The 14498-nt window shown below is 70.8% G+C and carries 10 protein-coding genes and 1 pseudogene; 8 read left to right on the forward strand and 3 right to left on the reverse strand.

Annotated features, from left to right (window positions below):
- Nucleotides 1-289: 289 nt before the first annotated feature.
- Nucleotides 290-532 (reverse strand): annotated as a pseudogene (locus LWP59_RS07385) (hypothetical protein); the annotation flags it as partial.
- 104 nt (nucleotides 533-636) lie between these two features.
- Between LWP59_RS07385 and serA the strand changes: the two are divergent.
- The 4 genes from serA (at nucleotide 637) to cimA (ending at nucleotide 8694) form a co-directional block, all read left to right on the forward strand.
- On the forward strand, nucleotides 637-2235 hold the full coding sequence (serA, locus tag LWP59_RS07390; RefSeq protein ID WP_144645365.1) for a phosphoglycerate dehydrogenase: 1599 nt from the start codon (nucleotides 637-639) through the stop codon (nucleotides 2233-2235).
- 100 nt (nucleotides 2236-2335) lie between these two features.
- The gene (locus LWP59_RS07395; protein ID WP_144645367.1) at nucleotides 2336-5638 is read left to right on the forward strand and encodes a S8 family serine peptidase; all 3303 of its coding nucleotides are present in this window, start codon (nucleotides 2336-2338) and stop codon (nucleotides 5636-5638) included.
- Nucleotides 5639-5849: 211 nt separating this feature from the next.
- Nucleotides 5850-6893, forward strand: a complete 1044-nt coding sequence (locus LWP59_RS07400) for a 3-isopropylmalate dehydrogenase (RefSeq protein ID WP_144645369.1) — start codon at nucleotides 5850-5852, stop codon at nucleotides 6891-6893.
- A 196-nt stretch (nucleotides 6894-7089) separates the two neighbouring features.
- Entirely contained in the window at nucleotides 7090-8694 is a 1605-nt protein-coding gene (gene cimA, locus LWP59_RS07405) for a citramalate synthase (protein ID WP_144645371.1), read from the forward strand.
- A 4-nt stretch (nucleotides 8695-8698) separates the two neighbouring features.
- Here the strand turns inward: cimA and LWP59_RS07410 are convergent, their stop codons facing one another.
- Nucleotides 8699-9742, reverse strand: a complete 1044-nt coding sequence (locus LWP59_RS07410; protein WP_144645373.1) for a glycoside hydrolase family 18 protein — start codon at nucleotides 9740-9742, stop codon at nucleotides 8699-8701.
- A 17-nt stretch (nucleotides 9743-9759) separates the two neighbouring features.
- Between LWP59_RS07410 and LWP59_RS07415 the strand changes: the two genes are divergently transcribed.
- The 3 genes from LWP59_RS07415 to LWP59_RS07425 all read left to right on the forward strand — a co-directional run bounded on the left by LWP59_RS07415 (nucleotide 9760) and on the right by LWP59_RS07425 (nucleotide 11326).
- A complete protein-coding gene (locus LWP59_RS07415; RefSeq protein ID WP_144645375.1) occupies nucleotides 9760-10530 on the forward strand; it encodes a fumarylacetoacetate hydrolase family protein in 771 nt (256 codons plus the stop codon).
- Between the two features lie 61 nt (nucleotides 10531-10591).
- Entirely contained in the window at nucleotides 10592-10822 is a 231-nt protein-coding gene (locus LWP59_RS07420; protein WP_144645377.1) for a hypothetical protein, read from the forward strand.
- A 93-nt stretch (nucleotides 10823-10915) separates the two neighbouring features.
- Nucleotides 10916-11326, forward strand: a complete 411-nt coding sequence (locus LWP59_RS07425) for a TylF/MycF/NovP-related O-methyltransferase (protein ID WP_186383609.1) — start codon at nucleotides 10916-10918, stop codon at nucleotides 11324-11326.
- Between the two features lie 157 nt (nucleotides 11327-11483).
- Here LWP59_RS07425 and LWP59_RS07430 read toward each other — a convergent pair whose 3' ends face one another.
- The gene (locus LWP59_RS07430; RefSeq protein ID WP_229857808.1) at nucleotides 11484-12893 is read right to left on the reverse strand and encodes an FAD-dependent oxidoreductase; all 1410 of its coding nucleotides are present in this window, start codon (nucleotides 12891-12893) and stop codon (nucleotides 11484-11486) included.
- An 88-nt stretch (nucleotides 12894-12981) separates the two neighbouring features.
- Here LWP59_RS07430 and gltX point away from each other — a divergent pair, with 88 nt between their 5' ends.
- Nucleotides 12982-14460, forward strand: a complete 1479-nt coding sequence (gltX, locus tag LWP59_RS07435) for a glutamate--tRNA ligase (protein ID WP_144643654.1) — start codon at nucleotides 12982-12984, stop codon at nucleotides 14458-14460.
- The last annotated feature ends 38 nt before the right edge of the window (nucleotides 14461-14498 follow it).

Here is a 14498-nt window from a genome sequence, read left to right on the forward strand (position 1 = left end):
CGGGGCGATCGACGCTGAGGAAATGCCCCAGACCTGAGACTGATCTTGGTGACATCGCCGTGAGACAACAGAGAAACCCCAGATCGACCAAGATCGACATGTCACGGGCCGTGAGACCCTGCACCACCAGCGCCGTGGCGGCCCTTTTCCCTGTGTGACGCCGAAAGTAGTCGCCCGATGACTCCGCGCGCGGGCGCTCCTGCGCTTCCAGCAGCCGCTTCGGCTCGGTCCGGCCGAAGAACTCCGCCCACCCCACCGCGCTGCTGCCGAACAGGTCGTCCTCGATCGACGGGTCGGCGCCCGCGTCGAGCAGTGCGGTGATCACCTCGAGGCGGCTGTTCTGGACGGCGAGGTGCAGCGCCGTGACGACATCCCGCGCTTCGAGCAGCCGGTAGGCCCGGGCGAACGGGTCGCCGTCGAGGTTCGCGACGTGCGCGGCCAGCTCGTCCCAGGTGTCCAGGCCGTGCTCCCTGGCGACGACCGTGCAGGCGTCGGCGTAGTAGTCGATCTCGGTCCGGAACGGACGCTGCATGTGCCGAACCTATTGCCGTTCTTGCGCGCCCGGTAACGGTCGTGTGAACAGCACGACTAGACTTCGGGCATCCGCCGAGCTGCGTCTTCTTTGGGAGTCTCATCGTGACCAACCCCAGCAAGCCCGTCGTCCTCATCGCCGAAAAGCTCGCGCCCTCCGTGCTGAGCGTCTTCGGCGACGAGGTCGAGGTCCAGCATGTGGACGGCACCGACCGCCCGGCACTGCTGGAGGCGGTGAAGGCCGCCGACGCGCTGCTCGTCCGGTCCGCGACCCAGGTCGACGCGGAGGTCTTCGCCGCGACCAATCGCCTCAAGGTCGTCGCGCGCGCCGGGGTCGGGCTGGACAACGTCGAGGTTCCGGCCGCCACCGCGCGCGGCGTTCTCGTCGTCAACGCCCCGACCTCGAACATCGTCTCCGCCGCCGAGCACGCCGTCGCGCTGCTGCTCGCGGTCGCCCGCCGGGTGCCCGCCGCCGACCAGAGCCTCCGCGGCGGCGCGTGGAAGCGCAGCTCCTTCACCGGCGTCGAGCTCAACGGCAAGACCGTCGGCGTCGTGGGCCTTGGCAAGATCGGCCAGCTGTTCGCGCAGCGCCTCGCCGCGTTCGGCACCACGATCGTCGCCTACGACCCGTACGTGTCGGCCGCGCGCGCCGCGCAGCTGGGCATCGAGCTGCTGAGCCTGGACGAGCTGCTCGCCCGCGCCGACGCGATCTCGATCCACCTGCCCAAGACGCCCGAGACCAAGGGCCTCATCGACGCCGAGGCGCTGAAGAAGACCAAGCAGGGCGTGCTCATCGTCAACGCCGCACGCGGTGGCCTGATCGACGAGGAGGCCCTCGCCGACGCCATCCGCAGCGGCCACGTCGGCGGCGCGGGCATCGACGTGTTCGTCACCGAGCCCACCACCTCCAGCCCGCTGTTCGAGCTGCCCAACGTCGTGGTCACCCCGCACCTCGGCGCCTCCACCGCCGAGGCGCAGGACCGCGCGGGCACCGACGTGGCGCACTCGGTCCGCCTCGCGCTGCGTGGCGACTTCGTGCCGGACGCGGTGAACGTCTCCGGCGGCGGTGCCGTCGGCGAGGAGGTCCGGCCGTACCTGTCGCTGACCCAGAAGCTGGGCACCGTGGTGTCGGCGCTGAGCCAGAAGGCGCCCTCGTCGGTCACCGTGAAGGTGAGCGGCGAGCTGTCCAGCGAGGACGTCGGCGTGCTGCAGCTCGCCGCGCTGCGCGGGGTGTTCTCGGGTGTCGTCGAGGACCAGGTGACGTTCGTGAACGCGCCGCGGCTGGCCGAGGAGCTGGGCGTGAGCGTCGAGCTGGTCACCGAGACGGAGAGCCCGAACTGGCGCAGCCTGGTCACCGTCCGCGCGGTGCACGCCGACGGCAGCACGGTGTCGGTCTCGGGCTCGGTCACCGGCAAGGGTGACGTCGAGAAGCTGGTCGAGGTCAACGGCCGGCACTTCGACATCCGCGCCGAGGGCAACATGCTGCTGCTCGAGTACCCGGACCGCCCGGGCATCATGGGCCGCGTCGGCACCCTGCTGGGCGAGGCGTCGATCAACATCGAGGCCGCGCAGATCAGCCAGACCACCGACGGCACGGACGCGGTGATGCTGCTGCGCGTCGACCGTGCGGTGGACTCGCACCTGCTCGAGCCGATCGCCGCGACCGTGGGCGCCCGTACGATTCGCGCGGTTACCTTCGAGTGACACGGTAGGCGACGAAAGTCGGATTCTTCCGTTTTGACCTAGGAAGCCGCCGGGTTCCGGGTTAAGTTCTCAAGCCTCGCCTTGATCAGGAGTGGACTCGATGAGAACTTGGGCCCGGCGGTCTTCTGCGGCCGTCTTCGCCATCGCCCTGACGGCTGCGGTCGTCGGCACAGCCAACGCTGCTCCCACCGACCAGCCCGCGGCCGGTCTGCCCACCGCGAAGGTAGATGCGGCCACCCTGCAGGGCAAGCTCTCCCCGCGCCTGGGCGCCGCGTGGGGCCAGACGACGGCGTTCATCGAACTGGCGCAGCAGCCCGCGGTCGACGCCTTCAACGCGGAGCGGGCCAAGGGCACCGGCCCCGACAAGGCGAAGCAGGCGGCCAACGCGGCCAAAGCCGGCGTCACCGGCGCGGTCGACTCGGTGCTGGGCCAGCTGCGGTCCCTCGATGCCGGCACGAAGAAGCTGTTCCAGACCTCCAACGCGGTCTCCGGCGTGGTCGTCACCGCGGACGCGGCGAGGCTCCGGGAGATCGCGCGGCGCCCGGACGTCGTGTCCATCCGGACCGTCGTGCCGAAGACCCGCCAGAACAACAGCGCGGCGCAGCTGACGAACACGCTCACCGCGTGGCAGCAGACCGGCCGCTACGGCGACGGCGTCCGCGTCGGCGTGATCGACGACGGCATCGACTACACCCACGCCGACTTCGGTGGCCCCGGCACGAAAGCGGCCTACGACTCGGTCGACCGGTCCAAGCCCAGCCCGCTGTTCCCGAACGCCAAGGTCGTCGGCGGCACCGACCTCGTCGGCGACGACTACGACTCCAACGGCACCAGCGGTTCGCCCGAGCCGGCGCCGGACCCCAACCCCCTCGCCTGCGGCGAGCACGGCACGCACGTCGCCGGCACCATCGGCGGCTTCGGTCTCAACGCCGACGGCACGACGTTCGCCGGCGACTACTCGAAGCTGACCCCGGGCTCGCTGAACGCCATGAAGATCGGCCCTGGCACCGCGCCGAAGTCGCTGCTGTACGCGATCAAGGTGTTCGGCTGCGCGGGTTCGACGAGCGTCACCGCACAGGCGCTCGACTGGGCGCTGGACCCCGACGGCGACGGCGACTTCACCGACCACCTCGACATCGTGAACCTCTCGCTCGGCAGCGACTTCGGCGCGCCGGACGACCCGGACTCGCTGTTCGTGCGCAAGCTCGCGGCGAACGACGTCCTCCCGGTGATCTCCGCGGGCAACGGCGGCGACCTGTTCGACGTGGCCGGTTCGCCCGGCAACACCCCCGAGGCGCTGACCGTCGCGAGCACGCGCGACGCCTCGGTGCTGCGTGACGCCGCCGAGGTGACCGCGCCCGCCACGGCCGCCGGCCAGCAGGGCGGCCAGTACAGCCAGAACTACACCGGCTACGACACCCTCGACGCGACCAAGGCCGTGGTGAAGCTGTCCGGGGCGAACGCCGATGGCTGTGCGGCCTACAGCGCGGCCGACAAGGCCGCCGTCGCGGGCAAGTACGCCTGGCTCGAATGGGACGACAACGACGCGACCCGCGCCTGCGGTTCGGCCGCGCGGGCGAACAACGCCCAGGCGGCCGGGGCGAAGGGCGTGCTGCTCTCGTCCGCGGTCGAGCACTTCGCGGCCGGGATCGCGGGCAACGCGGCCGTTCCGATGTTCCAGTTCACCGCCTCGGCCACCGCGGCCGTTCGCCCGGCGCTGGGCACCGGCACCCTGACCGTGCGCCTCTACGGCGCGGGGCGGACCAGCCTGCAGACCTACGACCAATCCATTGTGGACAGCCCGAGCTCGTTCACCTCGCGTGGCGTGCGCGGCCCCGCGGTGAAGCCGGACGTCGCCGCCCCCGGTGACACGATCTCCTCGGCGTTCCGCGGCAGCGGCAACGACCGGGCGGTGCTCTCGGGCACCTCGATGGCGGCGCCGCACACCACCGGCATCACCGCGCTGGTGCGCCAGGCCCACCCGGACTGGACGGTCGAAGAGGTCAAGGCGGCGGTCATGAACACCGCCGGGCACGACGTCACGGCCGGTGGCAAGACCTACGCGCCGCAGCGCGTCGGCGCGGGCCGGATCGACGCGAAGGCCGCGCTGGACACCTCCGTGCTCGCCTACGTGCAGGACGACCCGGGCACGGTGAGCGTGGGCTTCGGCACCGTCGAAGCCGGTAAGCCGGTCTCCACGACCAAGACGATCAAGGTCGTCAACAAGGGCACCAAGCCGGTCGACTACCACGTCGAGTACCAGGCGGTCGACCAGCTGCCCGGCGTGCGGTACCAGGTGTCCACCAGCTCGGTGCGACTGCTCCCGCACGGGATCGCGATGGTCCGGGTCACGCTGAAGATCACCGACCCGGCCGCGCTGCGGAAGGTGCTCGACCCGACCGTGGAGGCCACGCAGGCCGGCCTGGCGCGGCAGTTCCTCGCCGACGCCTCGGGTCGCGTCGTGTTCACGCCGCGCGCGGGCGCCGTGCCGCTGCGCGTACCCGTGTACGCCGCGCCGAAGCCGGTCTCCGCGATCACCGTGCCGAACTCGCTGAACTTCCGCGAGGGCGGCCAGGCCGCGCTCGGCCTGTCCGGCCGCGGCCTCGACCAGGGCAGCGGCAGCCAGCGGTACCAGTCGCTGATCAGCGTGCTGGAGCTGCAGGCGTCCTCGCCGAAGCTGCCGCCCTGCCGTGGCAAGATCACCGAGGGCTGCACGGTCAACGACACCGCGAAGGGCGGTGACCTGCGGTACGTCGGGGCGGCCTCCACGGCGCCGGCCGCCCGCCAGGCAGGCACCCCGCAGGACGCGCTGCTCGCGTTCGGCATCTCCACCTGGGGCGACTGGGCGAACCTCGGCAGCAACACGATCCCGTTCGTGGACATCGACACGACCGGCGACGGCAAGCCCGACTTCGAAAGCTACGTCACGAAGGCGACCGGCACCGACGTCCTGCTCGTGAACACCGTGAACCTCAACGTTGCAGGCGAACCGACGGTGGACGTGCAGGCGGTCAACGGCCAGCTGGGCGACGTGGACACGAACGTGTTCGACACGGACGTCGTCGTGCTGCCGGTCGGCATCGCGGCGCTGGGCATCGACCCGGCGGCGGCGAGCCACCGGCTCGGCTACACCGTCGGGGTGGCGGGTTACTACCCGGCGCCGGGCAGCCCGAACTCGATCATCGACGCGGTGAGCACGCCGCTGTCCTTCGATCCGCTCTCGCCGGGGTACTCCGTCCAGGGCACGGGCGGTCCGGCCCTCGTCTACGCGGCGAAGCCCGGCACCCGGTTGGTGGTCACCCGCAACGCGGCGGCGGCGGACGCGGACACCGGCGACGACCTGCTGGCACTGGCGCACCACAACGGCGCGGGTTCGCGCGCCCAGGTGATCAAGCTGCGCTGATACGGACGGAAGGGCACCCTCAGTTGGCGGGGGTGCCTTTCCGCATCCTCGAGCGTGCACCCGATCGGGTGTCTCGCCGCATGGGAAATTACGGCATAAGGGTGGTGCCGCTTCGGCTGGTTGACGACGGCCGGTAACCTCCCCGTCGCTGGAGTTTTCGTGCGAATGGGGCCCCAAGTGCCTCACCGCACTGGTTGACGGAGGTGTCTGGATGCGGCTCGCGGTGATCCCAGGAGATGGGATCGGACCCGAAGTGATCACCGAGGCGCTCAAGGTACTGGCCGAAGTCGCCCCGGGCGTGGAGACGACCAGCTACGACCTGGGCGCCGCGCGCTGGCACTCGACGGGGGAGCTGCTGCCCGAGCCCGTGCTCGGGGAGCTGCGGCAGCAGGACGCGATCCTGCTCGGCGCCGTCGGCGACCCCAGCGTGCCCAGCGGCATCCTCGAGCGCGGCCTGCTGCTGCGCCTGCGGTTCGAGCTCGACCACCACGTCAACCTGCGGCCCGCGCGGCTCTACCCCGGCGTGCGCGGCCCGCTCGCCGACACCTCCGCGGAGATCGACATGATCGTGGTCCGCGAAGGCACCGAAGGCCCGTACGCGGGCAACGGCGGCCTGCTGCGCAAGGACACCGAGCACGAGATCGCCACCGAGGTCAGCGTCAACACCGCGTTCGGCATCCGGCGCGTCGTCGCCGACGCGTTCAACCGCGCGGAGGACCGCCCGCGCAAGCACCTGACCCTGGTGCACAAGACCAACGTGCTGCTGCACGCCGGCTCGCTGTGGTCGCGGATCGTCGAGGAGGTCTCGCTCGAGCACCCCGACGTCACCGTCGCCTACTCGCACATGGACGCCGCGACCATCCACCTGGTGACCGACCCCGCGCGGTTCGACGTCATCGTCACCGACAACCTCTTCGGCGACATCCTCACCGACCTCGCCGCCGCGGTCACCGGCGGCATCGGCCTCGCGGCCAGCGGCAACCTCGACATCACCCGCCGCAACCCGAGCATGTTCGAGCCGGTGCACGGCAGCGCCCCGGACATCGCGGGCCAGGGCATGGCCGACCCGACGGCCGCCGTGCTGTCGGTCTCGCTGCTGCTGGACCACCTCGGCCAGCGCGAAGCCGCCCGCCGGATCGAGGCGTCGGTGGCCTTCGACCTGGCCACCCGCGACCAGAAGAACCCGGGCTCGACCCACGCGATCGGCGATCGGCTCGCCGCGCTCGTCTCCTCGAACACCCGCCCCGTTTCCTGATCTCCGCACGCACCCCGCCGGTCACCGCATTTGGTGACCGGCGGGGTGCGTGGCATAGTGAAGCCGTGACTTCTTTCGCCGTGATCATTATCGGCAGGCGCGCCGGGTAGTGTCCGCATCGGACACCTGGCGCGCAAACCTCTCGCACCCTCTGCGGGAGGTTTTTTCTTTGCCCAGAAGCAGTGAGGAGACCACCGTGTTGCGTACCGAGCCCGCCGGCACCCCGCTCGGCGACGAGTTCCACCTCTACGACACGACCCTGCGCGACGGTGCGCAGCGGGAGGGGATTTCGTACTCGGTCACCGACAAGCTCGCGGTCGCGCGGTTGCTCGACGAGCTGGGCGTGGGCTTCATCGAAGGCGGCTGGCCGGGGGCATTGCCGAAGGACACCGAGTTCTTCGCGCGGGCGGCGAAGGGCGAGCTTTCGCTGAAGCACGCGGCACTCGTGGCGTTCGGTTCGACCCGCAAGGCGGGGACGACGGCGGAGAAGGACGCGCAGGTACGGGCCCTGCTCGACTCCGCGGCGCCGGTGGTCACGCTGGTCGCGAAGTCCGATGTCCGCCACATCGAGCGTGCGCTGCGCGTCGACGTCGCCGAGGCGTGCGCGATGGTCTCCGACACCGTCTCGTTCCTCGTCCGCGAGGGACGCCGTGTTTTCGTTGACGCGGAACACTTCTTCGACGGCTACGACCACGATCCGGACACCGCGCTGCGCGTCCTCGACGCCGCCGCGAACGCCGGCGCCGACGTGGTCGTGCTGTGCGACACCAACGGCGGCCAGCTGCCGCTCGGACTCGCCGAGACCGTGCGGAAAGTCAAGGCGCGCACCGGTTTCCGCCTCGGCATCCACTGCCAGGACGACACGTCCTGCGCGGTGGCCAACAGCGTCGCGGCGGTCCAGGCCGGCGCGACGCACGTGCAGTGCACCGCGAACGGTTACGGGGAACGGGCCGGCAACGCCGACCTGTTCGCCGTGACGGGAAACCTCGTGGCCAAGCTCGGCATGGACGTCCTCCCGACCGGAGGGGCCGCCGAGCTGACCCGCGTCTCCCATGCTCTTGCCGAGATCGCGAACATCGCCCCCGACACCCACCAGGCCTATGTCGGGGCGTCGGCCTTCGCCCACAAGGCGGGGTTGCACGCGAGCGCGATCAAGGTGGATCCGTTGCTGTACAACCACATCGATCCATCTTCCGTCGGCAACGACATGCGGGTCCTGGTCACGGAGATGGCCGGCAGGGCCAGCCTGGAGCTCAAGGGACGTGAGCTCGGGGTCGACCTTGCCGGCCGGCCTGAAGCACTCACCAGCGCGATCGAGAAGGTGAAGCGGCTGGAGGCCGAGGGCTGGTCCTTCGAGGCCGCCGACGCCTCGCTGGAGTTGTTGTTGCGCAAGGAAGCCGGGGAGAACCTCGACGACACGCCGTTCACGCTCGAGTCCTACCGCGTGGTGCTCGACCACCGTGGCGACGGCGAGGTGATCTCGGAGGCGACCGTCAAGGTGCACGTCAAGGGCGAGCGGGTGATCGAGACCGCCGAGGGAAACGGTCCCGTGCACGCACTGGACGCCGCGCTGCGCAAGGCGTTGCTGCCGTATCTGTCCTGGTTGGACACTGTGGAGCTGGCGGACTACAAGGTGCGCATCCTCGCCGGGCACCCCGGCACGGACGCCACCACGCGCGTGCTCGTGCAGTCCAGCGACGGCGACCGCGAGTGGACCACGGTCGGCGTGCATCCCAACATCGTCGAGGCGAGCTGGCTGGCGATGTGCGACGCGCTGATCCACAAGGACCTGCGCGGCTGAGCGGTCAGGCGTGCACCCAGCCGGTCAGGTAAGCGTGCCAGTCCTCGGGCGTGGCCGAGAAATCGGCGTACATCGAGACGCCGAACGGCCGGGTGGTGAGGCCGCCCAGCGCCATCCGGACGCCTTTGACCGCCGCGGCGACGGTCTCGGCGTCGGTGTGGCCTGGCTCGTCGGTGTGGTAGGCGGGCAGGCCGATGAGCAGCGTGACCCGCGGCGGGACGGCCTCGAGCGCGAGCTCCGTCTGTACGTGGACGTAGCCGGTGTACGCCGTTTCGAGCGGGACACCGGTGTCGTAGGCCATGATCGCGACCTCGTCGACCCTGGTCGCCACCTCGCGCAGGTAGCCGGTGGACCAGAAGTGCGGCTTACCCAGCAGCCACCGGGCCGGACCGAGCAGCCCGGGCAGCGGTTCGAGCTGGTGCGCGGCGACCGACAGCACGGCGTGCCGCGCGAGGGTCAGCTCGTGCACCGAGGACAGCAGCGTCAGGAACCCGGCCGTGCCGTCGGCGAGCGGTTCGAGGTCGAGGTGCACGCCGTCGAAACCGTCGTCGAGCACCTCGCGGGCGCTGGTGACGATCCGGTCGCGGGTGGCGGGGTCGGCCGGATCGAGCCCGTCCCGCCCGACGGTGTCGCCGAGCCAGGACTGCACCCGCACGCCGGGCAGGGCGAGGTGCAGCGCCGTGGTGAGCCACCGCGCGTCCGGTCGCAGCGCGGGGTCGAGGGAGCCGTCGTCCGCCAGCGGTCCGGTGTGGACGAACAGGTCGTGGTTGCCGGTGGACCGAACCCGCGCGGCGAGAGTGTCCACATCCGACTGGTCGCGGCGGCCGTCCACCCAGGCGTGCCCGAGCCACAGCCCGTCGGCAGCGCCGGCGCCGGTGTCCGGGGCCGCGGTGCCCATGCCCTCGGCCCACAGCCAGACCGCGACGGTCGCGAGGATCAGCACCGGGACGAGAACGAGCACGCCGAGCACGATCAGGGCGCGGCGCAGTACGCGTCGGCGTCGAGTGGGCACACCTCTTGGACGCCGCTCGGCGCCGTCGGTTGTCACGAGTAGACTCCGGCGACGTGCGCTTAGCTCGGATTGCTCATGCTGGTGGAGTCGCGTTCGCTTCGATCGAAGGGGAGGGCGACGGGGCGCAGGTGCTCGAGATCGCCGAGCACCCGTTCGGCAATCCCAACTTCACGGGCAAGCGCTGGCCGCTGGCCGATGTGCGGCTGCTGGCACCGATCCTGCCGAGCAAGGTGATCGCCGTCGGGCGCAACTACGCCGCGCACGCGGCCGAGTTCGGCAACGAGGTGCCCACCTCGCCGATGACCTTCATCAAGCCCTCGACCAGCGTGATCGGCCCCAACGCGGCGATCAAGCTGCCGGCGGAGTCCGAGCGGGTGGACTTCGAGGGCGAGCTGGCGATCGTCATCGGCCAGCCGGTGCGGAACGTGCCGGCCGCGCGGGCGGCGAGCGTCATCCTGGGGTACACGATCGCCAACGACGTGAGCGCGCGCGACCTGCAGAAGGCCGACGGTCAGTGGGGGCGTGCCAAGGGGTACGACACGTTCTGCCCGCTCGGGCCGTGGATCGAGACCGCGATCGACCCGTCCGACCTCGCGCTGCGCACGGAGCTGGACGGTGAGGTCAAGCAGAACTCGCGCACGTCGCTGCTGATCCACAAGATCCCGGAGCTGGTCGAGTTCGTGTCCGGGGTGATGACCCTGCTGCCCGGTGACGTGATCCTGACCGGCACGCCCGAGGGCGTCGGCCCGATGACCGAGGGCCAGCAGGTGTCGATCACGATCGAGGGCATCGGCACGCTGATCAACACCGCGCAGAAGGCGTAGGGGCAGGGTTCGGAGGCGATCGGGCAAGCGCGCCCGGTCCGCTGCCCCTACGCTCGCGGCCGTGACGAGACCCGAGCGCACGTCGGATTTCCTAAACTCCCTGGTGGTGGGCGAAACCGGTGACTGGGCGACCGGAAAGGGACACATCGCGTATCCCACCCGGGCGCAGGTCCTGGAGCTGGCCATGGCCATTTCGCGGGGGGTGCCCGGCAACATCGTCGAGTTCGGTACCTGGCAGGGCCACTCGACGAGGGTCATCCGCGATGAGTTGTGGCGTAGCCGGGTGTGGTAGCCGGGGCGGCGCAAGCGCATCTTCGCGTGCGACTCGTTCGAGGGGCTGGCCGAGGACTACGAGCACCTGAAGGCGGGCACGTTCAGGACGGCGGTGCCGAAGCTGACCGGGGTGCGGATCGTCAAGGGCTACTTCGACGGCAGCCTGACGCCCGAGCTGGCGAAAGAGGTCGGGACGGTCAGCCTCGCCCATCTGGATGCGGATCTCTACAGCTCCACGGTGACCGCCTTGAAGTGGCTGACGCCGTTGTTGCAGCCGGGGAGCCTGCTGTTGTTCGACGAGCTGCTGGGCGAGGACCCGGCGGAGGCGCGTGCGCTGACGGAATGGGCGGCGGAGACCGGGACGCGGCTGGCGTTTCTCGGTCTGTTCGGCCGGCACCCGAGCGGGCACGGCGACACGACCGACCGGCGCGGCCTGTTCCAGGTGGTGGGGGAGGAGAAGGTGCGCAACCCGCCGCCGCTGTTCCCGGTCCGGCTGCGCCGGAAGCTCGCGTCGAAGTGGTGATGGGTTTCGGATCGGGGGTTTGTGCTGGCGGGTGGGTGAGTGGGTCGGTGGTGGCCGGGTGAGTGGGGCGGTGGTGGCGGCGCGGCTGGGCCGCCCCTGACCCAGCACCGCTGACCCAGCATCGCTGGCCGGGGTAGCCGGGCCACGGCCCCCACAGTCACCGCCTTCGGGCGAACTCCGGTGCGTGCTCCGGGAACAGCCCCACTCCGATCAGGTACGCCGGCACCTTCCGGGCGGCCGGAACCAAGCCCAGCACCCGGACGATCACCCGCGGCGGCCCGTTGCGGCGCCCTTCGATCACCGGACGAATGACGCCTCGGTGCATCACGCGCTGGATCGCCTGCACGATGATCGTCGGCAGCCACCGGCGGCGGTGCACCCTCGCCAGCTCGCGCCGCGTGACCCGCCCCCGGCCCCGCAGGCGGCGCCGACTCGCCACTCGGGCCGAGCCGCCAACCCCACGGGAGCCGCCGACCCCACCGGAGCCCGCAACGCCCCCGGAGCCGCCGACCCCACCCGAGCCCGCAACGCCCCCGGAGCCCCCAACGCCACCCGAGCCCCCAACCCCACCCGAGCCGACCCCAGCACCCTGCGCCCGCAACAACGGCCCCGCCAGCAGGCGAGCCGTCGCGACGGCGTCTTGCACCGCCAGGTTGATCCCCACGCCGCCGATCGGCGACATCGCGTGCGCTGCGTCGCCGATGCACAGGACGCCGGCCCGGTGCCACCGCCGCAGCAGGTTGAGGCGCACGTCCAGGTGCTTCACGTCGTCCATGGACTCGAGCTTCCCCACCCGGTCGGCGAACTCCGGCAGCACCTCGGCGATCCGCGCCCGGAACGCGTCCAGCCCCTCGGCCCGCAGCTGCGCGTCGAGCCCCTTCCCGGCCAGGTACGCGATCTGGAAGTACCCCTCGCGCGGGATCACGACCGCGAAGTGACCATCCCGCATCCCCGGCACCAGCGTCGCCCGCTCGTCACCCTCGCGCGGGAGCCGGAACCACCACGTGTCCACCGGCACCGGGAACTCCCGCGCCCGCAAACCGGCCAGCGTGCGCACCACCGACCACCGCCCGTCGCAGCCGACCGTCACGTCCGCGGCGATCTCGCCGGTCTCGCCGTCCGCCGTGCGATACCGCACCCCGGCGACCCGCCCCCGCTCGCGGATCAAGCCGACCACCTCGGTGTCCATCCGCAGCTCGAAATGCGGCTCCGCGCGCCCGGCATCGGCCAGCAGGTCGAGCAGATCCCACTGCGGAACCATCGCCACGTACGGGTGCGGCAGATCCAGCAGCCGGAAGTCGGCCACGGTCAGGCCGGTGCCGTCCGCGAGGGGGATCGAGACCTCGCTCAGCCGGCTCTGCGGCAGCGCCGCGAACTTCTCGCCGAGGCCCAGCTCGTCCATCAGCGCCTGGGTCGACGGATGCACCGTGTCGCCACGGAAGTCACGCAGGAAGTCGCCGTGCTTCTCCAGCACGGTCACGTCGACACCGGCCCTGGCGAGCAGGAGTCCCAGCACCATCCCCGCGGGCCCGCCACCGGCGACGAGACAGGTCGTGCGTCCGGTCATCGTCCCCACCTCTTTTTCATCGTCCGTTGAATAAATCCAGGATGGCCTCCGAGTACGCGTTCGTCAAGCGGGATACGCTGGATGGGCTATGACTGAGACCGCGGTACGCGCACGCTTCTGCCCCTCGCCGACCGGCACCCCGCACGTCGGGCTGATCCGCACGGCGCTGTTCAACTGGGCCTTCGCCCGTCACCACGGCGGCACGCTGGTGTTCCGGATCGAGGACACCGACGCCGCCCGGGACAGCGAAGAGTCCTACCAGCAGCTGCTCGAAGCGTTGCGCTGGCTGGGCATCGACTGGGACGAGGGCCCGGACGCCGGCGGCGAGTACGGCCCGTACCGGCAGAGCGAGCGCCGCGACATCTACGCCGACATCGCGCGCCGCCTACTCGAGGCCGGCGAGCTGTACGAGGCGTACTCGACCAACGACGAGGTCGAGGCCCGCCGCAAGGCCGCGGGACAGGACCCCAAGCTGGGCTACGACAACTTCGACCGCGACCTCACCGAGGAGCAGCGGGCCGCGTTCCGCGCGGAGGGCCGCAAGCCGGTGCTGCGGCTGCGCATGCCGGCCAAGGACCTCACCTGGCACGACCTCGTGCGCGGTCCCATCACCTTCCCCGGCGCCACCGTGCCCGACCCGGTCCTGGTGCGCGCGAACGGCGACCCGCTCTACACCCTGACCAACCCGGTCGACGACGCGCTGATGCGCATCACGCACGTGCTGCGCGGCGAGGACCTGCTGCCCTCGACGCCGCGGCAGCTCGCGCTGTACGAGGCGCTGCAGCGCATCGGCGTCACCGACTTCACCCCCGAGTTCGGCCATCTGCCGTACGTGATGGGGGAGGGCAACAAGAAACTGTCCAAACGCGACCCGCAGTCGAACCTGTTCAACTACCGCGACCGCGGGTTCATCCCCGAGGGCCTGCTCAACTACCTGGCCCTGCTGGGCTGGTCCATCGCCGACGACCGCGACGTGTTCAGCGTGGCCGAACTGGTCCAGGCCTTCGATATCGGCAAGGTCAGCGCGAACCCGGCCCGGTTCGACACCAAGAAGGCCGAGGCGATCAACGGCACGCACCTGCGGGCGCTGCCCGTCGAGGATTTCGTGCAGCGGGTGATTCCCTATCTGACCACCGCCGGCGTCCTTCCCGCGCAGCCGAGTCACGAGCAGCTGGACAAGCTGCGCGCGATCGCGCCGCTCGTGCAGGAGCGGGTGACGGTGCTCGGCGACGCGGCCGGCCTGGTGCGCTTCCTGTTCGTCGACGACGACAAGTTCGCTCCGGAGGAGGACGCCGCGACCAAGGCGCTCGGGCCCGACTCGGAGCCCGTGCTGCGCGCGTCCATCGAGGCGCTCGAACCGCTCTCGTCCTGGGAGGCGCCCGCCATCGAGCAGGCGCTCAAGGACGCGCTCGTCGAGGGTCTGGGTCTCAAGCCCCGTAAGGCTTTCGCGCCGGTTCGGGTGGCTGTCACGGGTCGTACCGTTTCGCCGCCGCTGTACGAGTCGATGGAACTGCTTGGCCGGTCGACATCACTCGCTCGGCTGATGCGCGCACTGCCGGGCAACTGACAGTAGAGGGTCACGATCGCGAATCGGCGAAGGCAATC

Source organism: Amycolatopsis acidiphila, from assembly GCF_021391495.1.
GTDB lineage: Bacteria > Actinomycetota > Actinomycetes > Mycobacteriales > Pseudonocardiaceae > Amycolatopsis_E > Amycolatopsis_E acidiphila.